18 protein-coding genes are annotated in these 18655 nt (G+C 72.9%); 7 read left to right on the top strand and 11 right to left on the bottom strand.

Annotated features, from left to right (window positions below; all coding sequences use genetic code 11):
• The first annotated feature begins 71 nt into the window (after positions 1 to 71).
• On the top strand, positions 72 to 1016 hold the full coding sequence (locus QRN56_RS23590) for an NAD(P)/FAD-dependent oxidoreductase (protein WP_285107403.1): 945 nt from the start codon (positions 72 to 74) through the stop codon (positions 1014 to 1016).
• A gap of 149 nt (positions 1017 to 1165) precedes the next feature.
• Here QRN56_RS23590 and dnaG read toward each other — a convergent pair whose 3' ends face one another.
• A complete protein-coding gene (gene dnaG, locus QRN56_RS23585) occupies positions 1166 to 3118 on the bottom strand; it encodes a DNA primase (protein WP_285107401.1) in 1953 nt (650 codons plus the stop codon).
• 9 nt (positions 3119 to 3127) lie between these two features.
• Complete coding sequence (locus tag QRN56_RS23580) at positions 3128 to 4018, bottom strand: helix-turn-helix domain-containing protein (RefSeq protein ID WP_285107399.1); 891 nt, start codon at positions 4016 to 4018, stop codon at positions 3128 to 3130.
• A gap of 43 nt (positions 4019 to 4061) precedes the next feature.
• Here QRN56_RS23580 and QRN56_RS23575 point away from each other — a divergent pair, with 43 nt between their 5' ends.
• The 3 genes from QRN56_RS23575 to QRN56_RS23565 all read left to right on the top strand — a co-directional run bounded on the left by QRN56_RS23575 (position 4062) and on the right by QRN56_RS23565 (position 6183).
• A complete protein-coding gene (locus QRN56_RS23575) occupies positions 4062 to 4514 on the top strand; it encodes a VOC family protein (RefSeq protein ID WP_285107397.1) in 453 nt (150 codons plus the stop codon).
• 118 nt (positions 4515 to 4632) lie between these two features.
• On the top strand, positions 4633 to 4806 hold the full coding sequence (locus QRN56_RS23570) for a DUF4236 domain-containing protein (RefSeq protein WP_285107395.1): 174 nt from the start codon (positions 4633 to 4635) through the stop codon (positions 4804 to 4806).
• Between the two features lie 75 nt (positions 4807 to 4881).
• Complete coding sequence (locus QRN56_RS23565) at positions 4882 to 6183, top strand: deoxyguanosinetriphosphate triphosphohydrolase (protein ID WP_285107410.1); 1302 nt, start codon at positions 4882 to 4884, stop codon at positions 6181 to 6183.
• 11 nt (positions 6184 to 6194) lie between these two features.
• Here QRN56_RS23565 and QRN56_RS23560 read toward each other — a convergent pair whose 3' ends face one another.
• The gene (locus tag QRN56_RS23560) at positions 6195 to 6899 is read right to left on the bottom strand and encodes an SDR family oxidoreductase (protein WP_285107393.1); all 705 of its coding nucleotides are present in this window, start codon (positions 6897 to 6899) and stop codon (positions 6195 to 6197) included.
• A gap of 76 nt (positions 6900 to 6975) precedes the next feature.
• On the opposite strand from QRN56_RS23560, the gene QRN56_RS23555 reads away from it, so the two are divergent.
• The gene (locus QRN56_RS23555) at positions 6976 to 7350 is read left to right on the top strand and encodes a winged helix-turn-helix transcriptional regulator (protein ID WP_285107391.1); all 375 of its coding nucleotides are present in this window, start codon (positions 6976 to 6978) and stop codon (positions 7348 to 7350) included.
• Positions 7351 to 7358: 8 nt separating this feature from the next.
• On the opposite strand, the gene QRN56_RS23550 is transcribed toward QRN56_RS23555, so the two are convergent.
• The 3 genes from QRN56_RS23550 to QRN56_RS23540 are packed head-to-tail and all read right to left on the bottom strand — an operon-like array spanning position 7359 to position 11025.
• Positions 7359 to 8243 carry a sugar ABC transporter permease gene (locus QRN56_RS23550; RefSeq protein ID WP_285107389.1) on the bottom strand — a complete coding sequence of 295 codons (885 nt, stop codon included), beginning with the start codon at positions 8241 to 8243 and terminating at the stop codon, positions 7359 to 7361.
• A complete protein-coding gene (locus QRN56_RS23545) occupies positions 8243 to 9802 on the bottom strand; it encodes an ABC transporter permease subunit (RefSeq protein WP_285107388.1) in 1560 nt (519 codons plus the stop codon). Before QRN56_RS23545 ends, QRN56_RS23550 begins: the two co-directional genes overlap by 1 nt.
• Positions 9802 to 11025, bottom strand: a complete 1224-nt coding sequence (locus QRN56_RS23540) for a sugar ABC transporter substrate-binding protein (protein ID WP_285107386.1) — start codon at positions 11023 to 11025, stop codon at positions 9802 to 9804. The genes QRN56_RS23545 and QRN56_RS23540 overlap by 1 nt, the downstream gene beginning before the upstream one ends.
• 160 nt (positions 11026 to 11185) lie before the next feature.
• On the opposite strand from QRN56_RS23540, the gene QRN56_RS23535 reads away from it, so the two are divergent.
• Positions 11186 to 12235, top strand: coding sequence for a LacI family DNA-binding transcriptional regulator (locus QRN56_RS23535; RefSeq protein WP_285107384.1), 1050 nt, complete (start codon positions 11186 to 11188; stop codon positions 12233 to 12235).
• Positions 12236 to 12325: 90 nt separating this feature from the next.
• Positions 12326 to 14092: a glycoside hydrolase family 13 protein gene (locus tag QRN56_RS23530; RefSeq protein WP_502928829.1), complete on the top strand. Its 1767-nt coding sequence runs from the start codon at positions 12326 to 12328 to the stop codon at positions 14090 to 14092.
• Positions 14093 to 14146: 54 nt separating this feature from the next.
• On the opposite strand, the gene QRN56_RS23525 is transcribed toward QRN56_RS23530, so the two are convergent.
• The 5 genes from QRN56_RS23525 to QRN56_RS23505 all read right to left on the bottom strand — a co-directional run bounded on the left by QRN56_RS23525 (position 14147) and on the right by QRN56_RS23505 (position 18650).
• Positions 14147 to 14560 (bottom strand): hypothetical protein, encoded by a 414-nt coding sequence (locus QRN56_RS23525; RefSeq protein WP_285107382.1) that lies wholly within the window; start codon positions 14558 to 14560, stop codon positions 14147 to 14149.
• Positions 14560 to 15000: a hypothetical protein gene (locus QRN56_RS23520; RefSeq protein WP_285107381.1), complete on the bottom strand. Its 441-nt coding sequence runs from the start codon at positions 14998 to 15000 to the stop codon at positions 14560 to 14562. The genes QRN56_RS23525 and QRN56_RS23520 overlap by 1 nt, the downstream gene beginning before the upstream one ends.
• The gene (locus tag QRN56_RS23515) at positions 15000 to 16547 is read right to left on the bottom strand and encodes an alpha/beta hydrolase family protein (RefSeq protein ID WP_285107379.1); all 1548 of its coding nucleotides are present in this window, start codon (positions 16545 to 16547) and stop codon (positions 15000 to 15002) included. Before QRN56_RS23515 ends, QRN56_RS23520 begins: the two co-directional genes overlap by 1 nt.
• Positions 16544 to 17224, bottom strand: a complete 681-nt coding sequence (locus QRN56_RS23510; protein ID WP_285107378.1) for a hypothetical protein — start codon at positions 17222 to 17224, stop codon at positions 16544 to 16546. The genes QRN56_RS23515 and QRN56_RS23510 overlap by 4 nt, the downstream gene beginning before the upstream one ends.
• Positions 17225 to 17387: 163 nt before the next feature.
• Positions 17388 to 18650, bottom strand: a complete 1263-nt coding sequence (locus QRN56_RS23505; RefSeq protein ID WP_285107377.1) for an arginine deiminase — start codon at positions 18648 to 18650, stop codon at positions 17388 to 17390.
• Between the last annotated feature and the right edge of the window lie 5 nt (positions 18651 to 18655).

Here is an 18655-nt window from a genome sequence, read left to right as displayed (position 1 = left end):
TGACTTCATGTCGACATGAAGTCACATCCTGGGGTGGTACCGCAAGACGTCCCGGGAAACGGAGCCCCGCCATGTCCGCCACACACCCCCTGACCTCATACGACGCCGTCGTGATCGGCGGCGGCCCCGCCGGCCTGCAGGCCGCGCTCACGCTCGGCCGGATGCACCGGCGCGTGCTGCTGCTCGACTCCGGCGAGTACCGCAACGCCACGGCCGAGCACATGCACAACGTGGTGACCAACGACGGCAGGCCCCCGGCCGAGTTCCGCGCCGTGGCCCGCGCCGAGCTCGCCGCCTACGCGACGGTGACCGTCCGCGAGGACACGGCGACCGCCGTCGTGCCGGACGGCGACGGGTTCCGGGTGGAGCTCGGCGCCGACGCCGTCCCCGCCCGTGCCGTGCTGCTCGCGACCGGGCTGCGCGACACCCTGCCCGCCGTCCCCGGCCTGGAGCCGCTGTTCGGCACTGTCGCCGCCGTCTGCCCCTACTGCCACGGGCACGAGCTCAGCGGCAAGCCGGTCGCGGTGCTCGGCAGTGGCCCGCACGTGGCCCGGGTCGCGTTCCTCCTGGAGCGCATCGCGAGCCGCCTGACCGTCCTGGCCGACGGCGGCGACCTCGACGCGGACACGGCCACCCTGCTGGCCGACGCCGGGGTGGCCGTGCGGCCGGAGCCGGTCAAGGAGCTGGTCCGCAGCGCGGACGGCGCGACCGTCCGGTTCGCCGACGGCCCCGACGAGGAGGTGGGCGGCATCTTCGTCGCCGCCGAGTTCGGTCAGCGGGCGCCGTTCGCGGAGCAGCTCGGCCTCGACCTGCTGCCGTCGGGCGCCGTGGAGGTCGACGCGATGGCCCGTACCAGCCGGCCCGGCGTGTTCGCGGCGGGCGACATGGCCCACACCGCGGCGATGCCGGGGCCGATGGCGTCGGTGCTCATGGCGGCGGCGGCCGGCCAGCTGGCCGCCGTGTCCCTGGACGCGGAGCTGCTGGGCCGGGACCACCCGGCGCCGACGCCGGCGTGACACGCCAGGTCGGCACCTTCCTGACTGCCGGCCGACCAGGTCGGCAGTCTGCACCGAGATCGGTCCAGGCCTGTGCCGATCTCGATGCGTAGTGCCGAACTCACACCCGACACCGGGCAACCTGGCGAGCTGGCGCCTGGCCGGTTTGTCTATGCGCTCTCGCGCAGCGCCCGGCGCTCGCTCTCGATCGCCAGGAGCTCGGCGAACGCCGAGTTGTAGGTCTCGGCGTCGGCGGGGTCGAGCCGCTGCAGGCGGCTGCGCGCGTCGTCGACCCGGCGCTTGAGGCCCAGGTCGACGACGCGGCGCACCACGCCCTCGACGAACGCCGCGACGGCGGCCTCCCGGTCCTCCGGGAGCGACGCCACCGAGAGCTGCGTGACCACGATCGCCACCGTCTCGGACGACTGCTCCAGCACCGCGGCGACCCACTGCGCTGCCGACAGCTCGCGCCCGACGGCAGCTCCCCCGGCCGCCCGGATCGCGGCGTGCACGGCGCGCCAGGCCGGCACGGCGAACGCGTCCTCGCCCAGATCGTCGAACGACGCGGGCGCGTGCTGCGGGTACTGCAGCACCGCGACGAGCGCGAGCCGCTCGTCGCGCGCCACGGGGTCCCGCGGGTCGGGGGCCGGGAGCTGCGCCACGGCGCCCGACGCCGGACGGCCACCGCCCGGCGCGGACCCGGCCACCGGGGTCGCACCGGAGGCCGGCCGCGAGCCGTCGGCCGGACGGCGCTGGGACGGCGTCGACGCCGCGCGGGCCACCTCGCGGCGCACCTCGTCGATCTCCGTGCCGATCCAGCCCGCCACCTGGCGCATGTACCCGTCGCGCTGGCTGCGGTCGCGGATGCCCACGATCTCGGGCGCCGCCGCCCGCACGGCGGACACCCGACCCTCCACGGTGTTCAGGTCGAACTGCTTGATCTTGGCCTGGATCACGAAGGCGAACAGCGGCTTGCGTCCGTCGACCAGCGCGCGCACCGCCTCCGGACCCTTGGCCATGCGCAGGTCGCACGGGTCCATGCCGTCGTCCGCGACGGCCACGTACGTCTGCGCGAAGAACCGCTGGTCCTCGCCGTAGGCGCGCTCCGCGGCCTTCTGGCCCGCCGCGTCGCCGTCGAACGTGAAGATGATCTCGCCGCCCACGGTGCCGCCGGACGCAAGCTGCATGCCGCCGCCGGCCGTCGTGTCGCCGAGCAGGCGCCGCACCACCTTGGCGTGGTCGGCGCCGAAGGCCGTGCCGCACGTCGCGACCGCCGTCGTCACGCCCGACAGGTGCGCCGCCATGACGTCCGTGTACCCCTCGACCACCACCACCCGCTTGCCCTTGGCGATCTCCCGCTTGGCGAGGTCGATCCCGTACAGCACGTGCGACTTCTTGTAGAGGCTGGTCTCGGGGGTGTTGAGGTACTTGGGCCCCTGGTCGTCCTCGAACAGGCGCCGCGCGCCGAAGCCGATCACGGCCCCCGTCACGTCCCGGATGGGCCACATGACCCGCCCACGGAACCGGTCGTAGATGCCGCGCTGCCCCTGCGACATCAGCCCGCTCGCGACCAGCTCCGCCTGCGTGAAGCCCCGGCCCTGCAGGTGGCGCTGCAGCGCGTCCCAGCCCTTGGGCGCGAACCCCACGCCGAACAGCTCCGCGTCGGACCGGTCGAAGCTGCGCTCCGCGAGGAACGTGCGCGCCGCCGACGCGTCCGGCCCCATGAGCTGCTCGGCGTAGAACTCCGCGGCCACGCGGTGCGCGTCCAGCAGCCGCTGACGGCGGCCCGGCTCCTCGCGCGGGCGCGCGGCGCCGCCCTCCTCGTAGCGGAGCTGCACGCCGGTCTTGCCCGCGAGGTACTCGATGGCCTCGGTGAAGCTCAGCCCGTCCATCTTCATGACGAACTCGATGACGTCGCCGCCCTCGCCGCACCCGAAGCAGTGGTACCGGCCCACGCTGGGCCGCACGTTGAAGCTGGGGCTGCGCTCGTCGTGGAAGGGGCACAGCCCCACCAGCGCGCCCACCCCGGCGGGCTTGAGGGTCACGTGCGCCGAGACGATCTCGTCGATCCGCGCGCGCTCGCGGACCTGGTCCACATCCTCGCGTCTGATCAGCCCGGCCACGTCGGAATTCTATGCCCGCTGCCGGGCGCCCCGGCGGCACGTCCGCGCGTACTCCCCCGGCGGCACGCCGACGGCGCGGACGAAGTCTCCCGTGAAGTGCGCCTGGTCGTAGTAGCCGACGGCGGCCGCGAGCCCCGCCAGGTCCAGGTCGGGATCACGGCCCAGCAGCTCGGCCGCGAGGTGCACGCGGTGCCGCTGCAGCACCCACTTGGGGCTCACGCCCACCCAGTCGGCGAACAGCCGCTGCAGCGAGCGCGGCGTGGTGCCGAGCGCGCCCGCGAGCGCCGCGACGGACGTGCCCGGTACGGCGTCGGCGATCACGGCGAACGCCTCCCTCAACCCGGTGAGCGCGGCGGTGGAGCGGGCGGTCCGGGACCGCTCGGCCGCTTCCCGCAGCAGCGGGGTGAGGGTCCGGACGGCGGCGTCGGGCTCGGCCGCCGCCTGGGCGACGGCCTCCTCGTTGGCGCGCGCCGCCGTCGGGCCGAGAAAGGCGGCGGGTTCGACCGTGCCCCGCTCCCCCGGGTCGGCGCGCCCGAGCAGGGCGCGGTAGGCGCCCGGGTGCAGCTTGGTGCCGACCACCGCGCCGGAGCCGGTGAGGGTGCGCACGAAGAGGCCGGCGGGCATCGCGTAGGCGAGCAGGCCCTCCCGCTCGGCGACCACGTGCCCCACGGGGTGCGGCATGACGGTCTGGGTGAACGCGACCCCGGGCGGCAGGTCCCAGCTGATCACCCAGTGCCAGTCCACGAGGTCGGCGAGGTCGGACGCCGGCTCCACGCGGGCGAGGGCGAACGAGTCGCGCGCCCGCACGGGGTCGACGATGCCGAGGGTGGGCCCGGAGTCGAGCGCGCTGGTCGTGGAGGTCGGGGTCACGGCGGCCTCGCCGTCGAACACCTGTCGCATTCTTCCAAGACTGGCACATCCGCGCCGCGCCAGCATCGATGACATGAGGAACTCAGCCCTGCACCCCAACATCGCCGTGTCCGACGCCCGCGCCGCCATCGCCTTCTACGAGGCGGCGCTGGGGGCCGAGACGCTCGACGTGATCACCGCGGGCGACGCGGTGATCCACTCCGACCTGGTCCTGCGGTCCGCCGCGGGCGAGTCGACCTTCACCGTCGCGGGCGCGTTCCCGCCGGACTCGGCGGCGCCCGAGCCCGGCGGGCCGACGCACGCGAGCTTCACGATCCCGGTCGAGGACACCGACGCGGCGTACGCCCGCGCGATCGGGGCCGGCGCGAGCAGCCTGGCCGAGCCGGCCGACTGGTTCGAGGGCTTCCGGCAGGCGGCGGTGCGCTGCCCGTTCGGCCACCGCTGGTACTTCGTGACGGTCGCCGACTCGGTGACGCCCGACGACGTCCAGCGCGCGAGCGACGCCTGGATGTCGGCCCGCGACTGACGTGTCTGACGTACAGGTCACCCGAGGGACCTGTACGTCTGACACGCTCCCTGGTTTGGTTTGCCGGACTAGCGCGGTTCGGTACGCTTTGCCCGACTCAGGGAGGAACAAAGGCACCATGGGAATCAGGTATCGCAAGCGGCTCGCGCTCGGACCGCTCAAGTTCAACATCACGCAGCGGGGCCTGTCGTCGATGAGCTTCAAGGTGGGTCCCTGGACCTGGAACTCCAAGACCAAGAAGCACTCGATCAACCTTCCCGGCGGCCTGAGCTGGTACAGCAACAACAAGTAGCGCTGCACGGCGGAGGCAGGGACCTGCCTCCGCCGGCGACCGCGTGATTCCGGGATGTCGGAGCGCGTGACTAGAGTGGCGGGCGTGGAGCAAGCCCTCGGGAAGAGCATCCCGCCGTCGTACAGCGCGCAGGACGTCGAGCGCTGGGTGACCGAACCACCCAAGTCGCAGGCCCGGACCCCGTTCGAACGCGACCGCGGGCGCGTGGTGCACTCCTCCGCGCTGCGCCGGCTCGGCGCCAAGACCCAGGTGCTCGGCGCCGGGCACGACGACTTCGTCCGCACCCGCCTCACGCACTCCCTCGAGGTGGCGCAGGTGGGCCGCGGCATGGGCCGCTCGCTCGGCTGCGACCCCGACGTCGTCGACACCGCCTGCCTCACCCACGACCTGGGGCACCCGCCCTTCGGGCACAACGGCGAGACGGCGCTGGCCGAGATCGCCGAGCCGATCGGTGGCTTCGAGGGCAACGCGCAGACCCTGCGCCTGCTGACGCGGCTGGAGCCCAAGGTGATCGGGTTCGACGGCGTCCCCGCGGGCCTCAACCTGACCCGGGCCAGCCTCGACGCGAGCGTGAAGTACCCGTGGGCCTACGGCGCGGGCCCCGCCCGGCCGGACGGCACGGCCAGCCGCAAGTTCGGCGTCTACCCCGACGACCTGCCCGTGTTCACGTGGCTGCGCAAGGACGCGCCGGACGGCGTGAAGTGCCTGGAGGCGCAGGTCATGGACCTCGCCGACGACATCAGCTACTCCGTGCACGACGTCGAGGACGGCGTGGTCGCCGGGCGCATCGACCTGGACCTCATGGCGGACGCCGAGGAGCGGGCGCGCGTGGCCGAGTTCGTGCGGTCCTGGTACGGCGAGTGGTACCGGGCCGACGCCGTCGACGCCGCGATCGGGCGGCTGCAGGAGTACCTGCGCGGCGAGGGCCACCTGGTGCGGGCCTTCGACGGCTCGCGCGGCTCGCTGGCCTCGCTCAAGGACATGACGAGCCAGCTCATCGGCCGGTTCATCGGCGCGGCGATCGACGCCACGCGCGCCGAGTACGGCGACGGGGCGCTCACGCGGTACGCCGCGCGGCTCGTGGTGCCCGACGAGACCGAGCACGAGATCCTCGCGCTCAAGGGCATCGCCGTGGCCTACGTGATGGCACCCCGCGGTCAGGAGCCCCGCTACCTGCGGGAGCGGGAGATCCTGACCGACCTGGTGCGCGTGCTGGCCGACCGCGGCCCGGACGAGCTGGAGCCGCCGCTCGCCGCGGACTGGCGCGCGGCGTCCGACGACGCCGCGCGCCTGCGCGTGGTGGTGGACCAGGTCGCGTCCCTGACGGACCTGTCCGCGATCGCACTGCACCGCCGGCTGGTGACGCCGGGCGCCTGACAGGCCCGCGATCAGGCGGTCCGGTGGCGGGCGCCGCCCTCGACGTGGATCGTCTCGCCGGACACGAACCCGGCCCGGAGCAGCCACATCACCGCGTCGACGACGTCGTCCACCTCGCCGTGCCGGCCGACCAGCGTCCCGGCGGCACTCCGGCTCAGCAGGCCGGCCTTGCCCTCGCCCAGCCGATCCCAGGCGCCGGAGTCGACCACGCCGGGCGAGACGGCGTTGACCCGCACCGGGGCGAGGTCGGCCGCGAGATGACGGGCGAGGTGCTCGACGGCGCCGTTGGTCACGCCCTTGACCAGTGAACCGGGTCCCGGCCGCCACCCGACGACCCCGGAGAACAGCACGATCGACCCGTTCGGCCGCAGCACCGGCCCGAGGTGCTTGGCGACCAGCATCGGCCCGATCACCTTCGCGGTGAACGCGGCCACCAGCTTGTCGTGGTCCAGCTCGGCCGCCCGGACGTCGTGCGGCGCCGAACCGGTGGTCACGACGTGGTCGATCCCGTCCGTGAGCCGAGCGGCCGCGGCCGCCATCGTCGTCTCGTCCTGCAGGTCCACGCGCACCGCGGTCGCGCCGATCTCGTGCGCCAGCGCCTCGGCGGCAGCCAGGTCTCGCGCGCCGACCACCACCTCGTACCCGTCGGCCGCCGCGCGCCGTGCGACTGCCGCCCCCAGCGCCCGTGCGCCGCCGATGACCAGAACCCGTTCCATCTCGCACTCCCTCTCGTAGGATCGGGACCACGGTATGGATTTGATACCGGTATCTTCAACGGAACTGGGAGCTGCGATGGGCCAGGCCTACAACGTGATGGCGGCGACGTGCCCGAGCCGGACCGTGCTCCACCGCATCGGCGCCCGGTGGACGGTGTTCGTCGTCAACGCCCTGGACGACGGCCCCCGTCGCTTCACCGACCTCAAGGCACACATCCAGGGCATCACCCCGAAGGTGCTGACCGAGACGCTCCGCTCCCTCGAGGTCGACGGTCTGATCAGCCGGCACGAGTACGCCGAGAACCCGCCACGCGTCGAGTACGCCCTCACGCCGCTGGGGCGCACCCTCCTCGTGCCGCTCCGCGCCGTACGGCTCTGGGCCGAGCAGCACGTCCCCGACATCGAGGCCGCGCGGACCCGCCACGAGGAGCGGGCCCGCGTCACCCCCTGACCCGCGTCTCAGCCCTTGACGGAGCCCGCAGTCAGCCCGCCCACGATGTACTTCTGCAGGAACAGGAACAGCGCCAGCACCGGCAGGGCCGAGACCACGGCGCCCGCCGTGAACAGGCCCCAGTTGGCGTCCTGCAGCGACGACACCCAGCCGTAGAGCCCCACGGCGAGGGTCCAGTTCTCCTCCGACTGCAGCAGCACGCGCGCGATGATGAACTCGCCGAACGTGCTGATGAAGCTGAGCAGGCCCACCACGGCGAGGATCGGCGCGGTCAGGCGCAGCACGATGGTCCAGTAGATCTGGGCGTGCGAGGCGCCGTCGATCTTCGCGGCCTCGTCGATCTCGCGCGGCACGGTGTTGAAGAACCCGTACATGAGGAACGTGTTCACGCCGAGGGCGCCGCCCAGGTACACGCAGATCAGCGAGAGCTTGGAGTCCAGGCCCAGGCCCGGCACCACGTTGCCGAGCGAGATGAGCAGCAGGAAGATCGCCACGAAGGCCAGCATCTGCGGGAACATCTGGATCACGAGCAGGGCGGTGAGCCCCACCCGGCGTCCGCTGAACCGGAACCGCGAGAAGGCGTACGCGGCGGCGGCGCCCATGAGCACCGTCCCGGCGCCCGTCGCGACCGCCACCACCAGGGTGTTGGCCATCCAGGTCCAGAACCGCGTGCCGCCGAGCGCCACGTAGTTGGCCCCCGACACCGAGGCGAACAGCTCGTTGGAGCCGGTGAGCGTGCCGCCGTCGGCCAGCGAGGCGGAGACGACGTAGACCAGCGGGAAGCCCGCGTAGGCCACGGCGAGGATGCCGACCAGGTGGCGCCAGCCGATCTCGGAGAACCAGCGGGCGCGGTGGCCCGGACGGCGGACGAAGGGTGCTGTCCTTGCGCTCATCAGGCGATCTCCTCGAGCGATCGGGTGCGCCGGAACGCGAGGGCGGAGATGGTCGCGACCACCACGAAGATCACGATCGACAGGGCGCTGGCCAGGCCGTAGTCCTTGGCCGCCGTCCCGTCGAGCCCGGACACCGAGTAGACCATCGAGATGAGGATGTCGGTGTGCCCGAGCGGCACCGAGGCGTCGTCGAATCGCGGGCCGCCGCCCGTGAGCATGTAGATCAGCGTGAAGTTGTTGAAGTTGAACGCGAACGACGAGATGAGCAGCGGCGCCGTCGCGACCAGGAGCAGCGGCAGCGTGATCGAGCGCCACGTGCGCCAGCGGCCCGCGCCGTCGATCTTCGCGGCCTCCAGCACGTCGGTCGGCAGGGACTGCAGCGCGCCCGTGCAGATCAGGAACATGTACGGGAAGCCGAGCCACAGGTTCACGCCGAGCACCGCCAGCTTGGCGAGCACCGGGTCGGTGAGCCACGGGATCGACGCCCCGCCCAGCAGCACCTCGTTGACGAACCCGTAGGACCGGTTCAGCATGCCGGACCACAGCAGGGCCGCGAGGAACCCCGGGATCGCGTACGGCAGGATCACGAGCGTCCGGTAGACCCGGCGGCCGCGCAGGCGTGCGTCGTTGAACGCGATCGCCAGGAACAGCCCGAGCAGGAACGTGGAGGCCACCGAGAGCACGGCGAACGCGAACGTCCACACCAGGATCTTGCCGAACGGCCCGGCGTAGCGGTCGTCGCCGAACGCGGTGACGAAGTTGTCCAGCCCCACCAGCACGCGCCAGCCCACGGGGAGCGTGGTGCCGTCCGCGGCCTCGAACTGGCCGTCGTCGTTGGGCGTGTACGTCACCCCGGTGGTGGTGTCGGTCATGGTGTCCGACGCCGCGTCGTACTCCAGCGTGGAGGTGAAGACATAGCCGGTGCGAGCGTCCTGCGTGCGGACCGAGCCCTCGTTCGGGTCGTCCGAGACGGGGACGCGCAGCTCGGTGACCTCCTGCTGCCGCTCCAGGACCGCGGCGTAGTCCAGCACGTCGTAGCCGGGCAGCGCGGTGACGCGGCCGGCGTCGACGGTCGCGCCGTCCACGGCCTGCAGCGGCTGGTCGGCGGTGCCGGCCTGGACGGCGCCGTCGGGCGAGACGACGGCGAAGCCGAGCGTGTCGCCGTCGGCCACGACCGTCAGCGGCGAGGAGGGCGAGCCCTCGACCCGGCGCTCGTTCTGCACCAGGAGGGCCTCGATGGCCTGCTCCTTGGTGCTGTTGTGCCCGTCGCCGTAATTGGTGAACGCGACATAGCCCGTGTAGGCCACCACGTACACCTGGTAGACGAGCAGGAAGGCCAGGCCCGGCAGGATGTACTTGAGCGGCAGGGCGCGCTTGGAGAAGTAGGCCCAGTTGGCCACGAGCAGCAGCGCCACCATGGCGGCCAGCACGCCCCAGGACTCGGCGCCCCACGCGGCCAGCACGGCGTAGACGCCCAGGGCGTCCACCAGGGCGATGAGGACGAGCTTGACGAGAAACCCGGGGCTCCAGCCGGAGCCCCGGGTCACCGGTGAGTACATCAACCGATCTCGCCCTGGATGTCGGCGACCATCTTGTCCCAGGCCTTCGCCGGGTCGGACTTGCCGGAGACGATCGCGGCCTCGGTCACGCCCCAGTACGCCCACACGGCGCCCATCTCGGGCAGCGACGGCATCGGGACGGCGTCGGCGCCGACCTCACGGAAGCCCGCGGTGATCGGGTCCTCGGAGGCGGTGTCGGCGGCCTCGATGAGGGCCGGCGGACGGTCGCCCGCCTCGTACAGGGCGAGCTGCGCCTCGGGGGTGGCCATGTAGTTGACCAGGAAGTCGTTCGCGAGCAGCGCGTTCTCGCTCTGCGCGCTCACGTAGAACCCGGCCACGCCCACGAACGGCTGGGCGGGCTCGCCGCCGGCGCTCGGGATCGGGTCGATCGCCAGGTCGAGGTCGCCGAACGACTCCAGCATCCACGGGCCGCCCACGATGAACGGCGACTCGCCCTTGGCGAAGGCCGCCAGCGCGATGTCGTAGGTGACGTCGGTGCTCAGGTTGCCGGCGTCGCCCTGATCGGCGAGCCACTCGGCGAACGCGGTGCCGCCCTCGCCACCGAGCGCGAGCTCGGGCTTGTACGAGCCGTCCTCGTTCTGCTCGAAGACCGGGGCGCCGAACGACGTCTGCAGCGGGTAGAAGGTGTAGGGGTCACCCTCGGTGGAGGTCTGGATCAGCAGCGGGTACTTGGTGCCGGCGTCCTTGCCGGCCGCGATCGCGTCGTCCCAGGTGGCGGGCGCCTCCGGGGCGAGCTCCGTGTTGCGGATGAGCGCGATGTTCTCCACGGCGTAGGGCAGGCCGTAGACCTGGCCGTCCTGCGTGAAGGCCGAGACGGAGACCGGCTCGAAGGCGTCGGCCGCGTCGCCGAGCTCGATCGGGGCCACCACGCCGTTGGTCGTGAGCTCACCCAGCCAGTCGTGGGCGCCGACGGTGATGTCCGGGCCCTTGCCCGTGGGCACCTGGGCCAGGAAGTCGGGGCGGATGTCCTCGAAGTTCTTCAGGACCACCTCCACCTGCGCGCCCGTGGCCTCCTCGAAGCCGGTGGCGGCCTCCTCCACGGCGGCCTGGCGGGTCTCGTCGACCCACACGGTGAGGGTGGCGCCCTCGCCGCTCGGCGGGGCGGACTCCTCGCCGCCTGCTTGATCCTCTGCGCCGCCCGAGCAGGCGGCCAGCGCCAGCGTCGTGGTCAGGACAGCGGCGGTCAGGATGCTCCGTCGCATCGTCACTCCCGATGGTTCGCGGCCCGACGTCGGGCCTGGGTTTCGATGCCCGAACCGTACGGCGCTGTCGGCCGATTGTGCAAGAAGTTGCGATAAAGTTTCAGCATCGCTTGCAACCCGGCATCCGACACCCGGTAAACACCCAGGACGAAGGAACCGCATGTCGCCTAGGCTGCCAGGCGTGCGCACCCGACTGACCGACCTCGCCGAACAGGCAGGGGTCTCCACCGCGACCGTGTCGCGCGTGCTCAACGGCAAGCCCGGCGTGGCGGGCGAGACCCGCCAGGCGGTGCTCGCCGCCCTGGACGTGCTCGGCTACGAGCGGCCGTCCGCGCTGCGCGCCCGCCCCGCCGGCCTCATCGGCCTGGTGGTCCCCGAGCTGTCCAACCCGGTGTTCCCCGCGTTCGCGCAGGCCATCGAGTCGCAGCTCGCGTCGCGCGGCTACACGCCGCTGCTGTGCACCCAGTCGCCGGGCGGCACCACCGAGGACGAGTACGTCGAGACGCTCATCGACCATGCCGTGGACGGCATCGTCTTCGTCTCCGGCAAGCACGCCGACACGCGGGCGTCGACCGAGCGCTACCAGCGGCTGCGCGGCCGCGGCCTGCCGATCGTGCTGATCAACGGCTACGCCGAGGGCATCGACGCCCCCTTCGTCTCGCCGGACGACGCCGCCAGCATCGAGCTGTCGGTGCGGCACCTGGTGGCACTGGGCCACCGCAGCATCGGCATGGCGATCGGCCCGGACCGGTTCGTGCCGGCCAAGCGCAAGATCGAGGCGTTCGTGGCGCAGCTCCTGCGGCACGGCCTGGCCGCCACCGAGCAGGAGGCGCGGGAGCACGTCAGCCTCACCCTCTACACGCTGGAGGGCGGCCAGGCCGCGGCCGGCGAGCTGTTCGACTCCGGGCACACCGCCGTGGTCTGCGGGTCCGACCTGATGGCGCTCGGCGCCGTACGGGCGGCGCACGCCCGCGGCCTGTCCGTGCCCGACGACGTGAGCGTGGTCGGCTACGACGACTCGCCCCTGGTGGCGTTCACCGACCCGCCGCTGACGACGGTGCGCCAGCCCGTGGCCGACATGGCGCATGCGGCCGTGAGCGCCCTGCTCACCGAGATCCACGGCGAGCGCGCGCCCCGTTCGGAGCTGCTGTTCACCCCCGAGCTGGTGGTGCGGGGCTCGACCGGGGCGGCGCCGCACGCCGCTGTCTGACGCAGCACACTGTCCGATCGGGCGCGATTCCTCCCGTACGCTTGCAGCAAGCGTTACAGCCCCCTTTCCCGACCCCTGAGGACGCGACACGTGACTAGCACTGCCCCGATCACCACCGACGACCTCACCGCCGGAGCCCCCGTCCACACCCCCGCCGGCAGCGGCGAGTGGTGGCGTGACGCGGTGATCTACCAGGTCTACCCGCGCTCGTTCGCGGACGGGAACGGCGACGGGACCGGCGACCTGCCGGGCGTCACCGCCAAGCTCGACCACCTGGCCCAGCTCGGCGTCGACGCCGTGTGGCTGAGCCCGTTCTACCGCTCGCCCCAGAAGGACGCCGGCTACGACGTGGCCGACTACCGCGACATCGACCCGCTGTTCGGCACGCTCGCCGACTTCGACGAGATGCTCGCCGGCGCCCACGAGCGCGGCCTGAAGGTCATCGTCGACCTCGTGCCCAACCACTCCTCCGACCAGCACGCCTGGTTCCAGGAGGCACTGGCCGCCGCCCCCGGCTCGGCCGAGCGCGAGCGGTACATGTTCCGCGACGGCCGCGGCCCGGCCGGCGACGAGGTACCGAACAACTGGCAGTCGATCTTCGGCGGCCCGGCCTGGACGCGGCTCGCGCCGCGCGAGGACGACGGCCCGCTGGGCCCGCAGTGGTACCTGCACCTCTTCGACTCCACGCAGCCGGACCTGAACTGGGACAACCCCGAGGTCCGCGCGGAGTTCGAGGACGTGCTGCGGTTCTGGCTCGACCGGGGCGTGGACGGGTTCCGCGTCGACGTCGCGCACGGCATGATCAAGGCCGCCGGCCTGCCCGACTGGGACGGCCAGGTGGCCATGGTCGAGGGCACGGTCGAGGAGGCCACCGACCCGGCCGCGCCCGAGGACGGCTCCACGGGCGCGGGCAACCGCGGCCCGATGTTCGACCAGGACGGCGTGCACGACATCTACCGCGCCTGGCACAAGGTCCTCGCCGAGTACGACGGCGACCGCTGCCTGGTGGCCGAGGCCTGGGTCGAGCCCCTGAGCCGCCTGGCCCGGTACGTGCGCCCCGACGAGATGCACCAGGCGTTCAACTTCTCGTTCCTCACGGCGCCATGGGACGCGGCGACGGTGCGCACCGTCGTCAACGCCTCCCTGAGCACCATGGAGGCCGTCGGCGCCCCCACCACCTGGGTGCTCTCCAACCACGACGTCGTGCGGCACGCGTCGCGCTTCGGCCTGGACGAGATCGGCGGCCGTCAGCTCAACGGCATCGGCGCCACCGACCCGCAGCCCGACGCCGCGCTCGGCCTGCGCCGCGCCCGCGCCGCGACGCTGCTCATGCTCGGCCTGCCGGGCTCGGCGTACATGTACCAGGGTGAGGAGCTCGGCCTGCCCGACCACACCGCCCTGCCCGACGACGTGCGCCAGGACCCGTCGTTCTTCCGCACGAACGGCGCCGAGCCGGGCCGCGACGGCTGCCGTGTGCCGCTGCCGTGGGTCGGCGGCGCGCCGGGCAACGGGTTCGGCCCCACGGGCAAGACGTGGCTGCCGCAGCCCGACGTCTACGCCGAGCTCGCCGCCGACCAGCAGTACGGCGTGAAGGGTTCCACCTACGAGATGTACCGGGCGGCGCTCGGCCTGCGCCGGGCCGAGAACCTCGGCGCGGGTGCGCTCGCGTGGGTCGACTCCCTGACCGACCACCCGGACGTCGTCGCCCTGCGGGTGGCGGACGTCGTCGTGGTCGCCAACCTCGGTGCGTCGCCGTTCGCGCTGCCCGCCGGGGCGCAGGTGCTGGTGGCCTCGGGCGAGCTCGACGAGACCTCGGGTGAGCTGCCGTCGGACACGACGGTCTGGCTGCGCGCCTGACGGCACGCCCCGCGGGGCAGGACGCCGGACGGCGTCCTGCCCCGCGGTGTCTGGTCAGCCCGGCGTGACGCCGTAGTGCTCGCGGACCTCGCCGACGGTCGGCGGGCCGTTGAAGCCGAGGTCGTTCGCGCCCACGACGATCGAACCGTCCTCGTTCGAGTACTGCTGCGGGGTGGCCCAGGAGTCCTCGAGATCGCCCGCCGCGGCGATGGACCGCAGCACGCCGTCCATCACCTCGACGGCCTCGTCCTCGGTGGTCGCCGAGACCACCACGTCGCCGCGCTGCCAGCCGCCCCCGAAGTTGTCGCTGCACTCCCACTCGGCCGAGACCACGCCGGCGACCGACGTCGCCGCCTCGGCGAACGCCTCGGCGCACCGGTCGTTCTCCCCGGACGAGCACGCCGAGACGGGCAGCACCAGCGCCGCCGCCAGGACGGCGGGCAGGTACCGCGCTCGTTCGCGTCGCATCATCTCGCAGGTCCCTCTCCGTAGTGTTCCCGCACCTCGCGGATCGTCGGCACGCCCGAGAACCCGACAGCCCGTGCCCCGACGACGACCGAACCGTCCTCGTTCCGGTACTCCTGCGGTGTGGCCCAGCGCGGCTCCAGGCGCGGCTCCGCCGCGAAGGCACGGAGCAGCGCGTCCATGATCCCCACCGCCTCGTCCTGCGACGACGCCCGGAGCACCACCTTGCCGCGCTGCCAGCCGCCGCCGAACGTGTCGCTGCACTCGAACCGGGCCGACACCACGCCGTCCACGGCGAGCGCCGTCGCCGTGAGCAGCTCCTCGCAGTCGGGGTCGCGCGCCTTGCCCAGGCTGAGCAGCGCCGCGAGCCCGCCGCCGACCGGACCCGACTCCGAGAGCCGGGCCACGAGCCGGCGCCGGCGGCGCGCCCAGCCTGCGCCCATCAGTTCTTCCGGCCGACGTGGACGTCCTGCGCCGTCACGCTGGAGCCGTCGCCCGGCGAGGTCAGGAACCCGCTGTCGCGCAGCGACTGCTGGTAGGCCAGGTACCCGGGGTCCGTGCTGTTGGCCATCGAGTTCGGGTAGGCCTCGGCGTGGTCGTGGTTGGCCACGGCGTTGAAGGCGGAGCCCGGGTCGTCGAACGTGACGCTGGTGTGGTTGGCGCTCTCGTTCTGCCCGCCGGGCAGGAACGGGAACCGCGAGTCGCCGAGGTCCAGGCGCGGGACGACGTCGTGCTGGTGCTGCATCTCCAGCACGCTCACCGACGGGTCGATGTGCGCGCTGTCGATCGGCGAGCCGTAGGTCATCGCGTGGGTGACGTTGAACTCGCTCACGAACCCGGGATCGGACGTCAGGTCGGCCACCGTCATGCCGCCCTGCGAGTGGCCGACCATCATGACCTCGGCACCGGGCGGGATGTCCGCGTTCCGCATGGCGAGCATGACGGCCTCGCTCATGGTCGAGCGCGAGCCGCCCGCCGTGACCAGGTTGCCGGTCAGGTCCATGGGGTTGTCGCCGGCCGCGGGGTTCCACGCCTCGGTGCCGGGCACGTTGACGATGACCCGCGGGCCGTCGGGCCCCTCGATCGTCGTGATCCGGACGTTGCCGTCGCCGGCGTTGTACGAGTCGGTCACGCCGAGCGCGACATCCGAGATGCTGGAGGGCTCGCGCGGCGCGGCGACGCTCGTCGGCTCGCCCGCGTACGGGTCGCCGTCGTCGAAGACCTTCGGGTCCCACATGCCGCCCGTGGCGGTGGTGAGACCGGCGCCGACCGTCGCGCCCGCGAGCCGGATGCCGGAGGCGAGCACCTCCGTGGTCCGCGGCCACTCGCCGTCGAGGATCGCCCCGCCGGTGGCGTCCCAGAGCTGCAGGCCCGAGTCGCCCACGTTCTGGAACGCCCCGCCGATGGCGCTCGCGCGGTCGCCGAGCCAGCCCAGCGCGTCGGAGCCCCGGTCGCCCAGCCAGCCGAGGGCGTCGGAGCCCTTGTCGCCGATCCAGTCGACCGCGTTGCCGCCGGCGTCCCAGAGGTCGGTCGCGCGGTCGCCGATCCAGCCCGCGGCGTCCCCGGCCTTGTCTCCCACCCAGTCGACGGCGTCGCCGCCGGTGTCCCAGAGGTCACCGGCCTTGTCGCCGAGCCAGTCGAGCACGCCGCCGCCGTCGTCGTCCCCGCCCGAGCTGCCCGACGCCTGCGTCGAGACCCCGGCGAAGCCGCCGCCGTCATACGTGTTCGAGGTCTGGTCCTGGGCGTCGGCGTTGGCCCGCGCGCGCTGCGCGTAGGTGGTCAGCGACTCCGCGACGGTCACGAGCATGGGGGCGTGCTGCGACTCCCACTCGTCCCGCATCTGCTCGACGTTGGGCCCTGCCCCGTCGAAGGACCAGACCGCGGCGGTGGTGACCTGCTTGACCGACTCCAGTGACGACGCGCCGTCGTCCAGCATCCGGGCGAGGGCCCGTACCTGCTCCGGGTCCTGCCCCTGCATCGTGTCGCTCACCGGCCCGCCTCACCCTCGGCGTCGGTGCCCGTGCCGGCGGCCGGCGTGGTCGCGTCGACCGCGCCCACCAGGGCCCACTGGAGCTCGGCCGCGACCGACCCGGCAGGCCGCTCGACGGGCGCCGGCGCGCCGTCGTCGGTCCGCACGTCGAGCAGCTTGCCGTCCACCACGGACCAGAGCCGCGGCCACACCACCTGCGGCGCGTCCGACGTGCCCCACGCCTCGACGCTGACCTGCAGGTTCGCCTGCTCGTCGTCGAGCAGGCGGATCAGCTCGGCCCGGTCCGCCACCGGGCCCGTGCCGGGCTCGGAACCCTGGGCGGGACCGGGCACGGCCGACGCCGGGGCCCGCAGGGCCTCGAACGGCGGCAGAGCGGCGGTCAGCGCGGGCCAGAGCTCGTCGGCCGTGGCGAACCGCAGCTCGGCACCGGGAGCCAGGAACGTCTCGCCGTCGCGCTCGGCGATCACCTGGATCACCAGCAGCACGCGGTCCCCGATCATCGTGAGCCGGGTCACGGTGCCGTTCGAGCCGGACGTGGAGATGAAGGTCGCCCGGACGGGCGCACCGAGGTGCTCGGCGAGCGCCGTGCCCACGGCCGTCGCCCCGCCGCCGTCCCGCGCCTCGGCCGTCACCGCAGCCCACTGTTTCGCGTCAAGCTCCAGAATCCGGCCGGCCATGCGCACTCCCTCGTCGACACCCGTCAGCAACCCTCGGCATACAGCAGCCGAACCGTATCCCCGGGCACGGGGCCCGTCCACGGCAGAACTGCCCATGGCCAAAGATCAGGTCAGGGCGTATCTTGCCCGGCCAGGGGTGTCCGGGCGAACCGGCGAGGTCCGGTCAGAAGGCCGGCTCACGAATGATCGGGCAGGTCATGCAGTGCCCGCCACCCCGCCCGCGGCCCAGCTCGGCACCCGTGATCTCGATGACCTCGATGCCCGCCTTGCGCAGCAGGTCGTTCGTGGTGGTGTTCCGGTCGTAGGTGAACACGACGCCCGGCTCCACCGCGACGGCGTTGTTGCCGCTGTCCCACTGCTGCCGCTCGGACTCGTAGACGTCGCCGCCGGTCTCGATCACACGCAGCTCGCCGAGCCCGGTCTCGCGGGCGACGACGTCCAGGAACGGGGTGCTGCCCTCGTCCGTGACGGCCACCTCCCCGCCGTCGCCGGGCCGCAGCACGAACGGGTGGATCGCCTCGACGATGCGCGGGTAGACGGTCACGGTGTCGACGTCGGCGAAGGTCATGACGGTGTCCAGGTGCATCGCCGAGCGCAGCTTGGGCATGCCCGCGACCACCACCTGCTGCGCCGCGCCGCCCTCGAACAGGGCCGCGGCGACCTGCGTGATCGCCTGCCGGGACGTGCGCTCGCTCATGCCCACCAGCACGGTGCCGTTGCCCACGGGCATGACGTCCCCGCCCTCCAGCGTCGCGCGCTGGTGGTCGGTCTCCGGGTCGCCCCACCAGACGGTGGACCCCACGAAGTCGGGGTGGAACTCGTAGACGGCCTTCATGAGCAGCGTCTCGTCGTGCCGGGCCGGCCAGTACAGCGGGTTGAGCGTCACGCCGCCGTAGAGCCAGCAGGTCGTGTCGCGCGTGAACAGCGTGTTGGGGACCGGTGCCATGAGGTACTCGCGGGCGTCCTGCGTGTACTCGGCGAGCGACCGGTAGGCGGCCGGCAGGTCGGGCACGTCATGGGTGGCCAGGCCGCCGATCAGGTGCTCGGCGAGCTGCTCCGGGGCCAGCCCCTCCAGGAAACCCCGGGTCGCGTCGATCAGGCCCGGCCCGACGATGCCGGGGACGATCTTGCGGTCCAGCAGCCAGTCCCGGGCGCCGGGCACCCGCAGGGTCGCGGCGAGGACGTCGTGCAGCTCGACCACGTCGACGTCGCGCGCCCGCAGGTCCGCGACGAACGCGGCGTGGTGCTCGATCGCCCGGTCCACCCACAGCACGTCGTCGAACAACAGGTCGTCCGAGGTGGTGGGCGTCAGGCGCCGGTGCGCGAGCCCGGGCCGGCAGACCAGCACCTTGCGCAGGCGCCCGACCTCCGAGTGCACACCGTAGGCAGCCGAAGGAAGGGTCGTGCCGCCGCTCTGGATCGTCATGGTCT

Source organism: Promicromonospora sp. MEB111 (genome assembly GCF_030209445.1).
Lineage (GTDB): Bacteria > Actinomycetota > Actinomycetes > Actinomycetales > Cellulomonadaceae > Promicromonospora.
The sequence above is the reverse complement of the archived record's forward strand: the minus strand, read 5'-3'. Positions and strand labels throughout refer to the sequence as shown.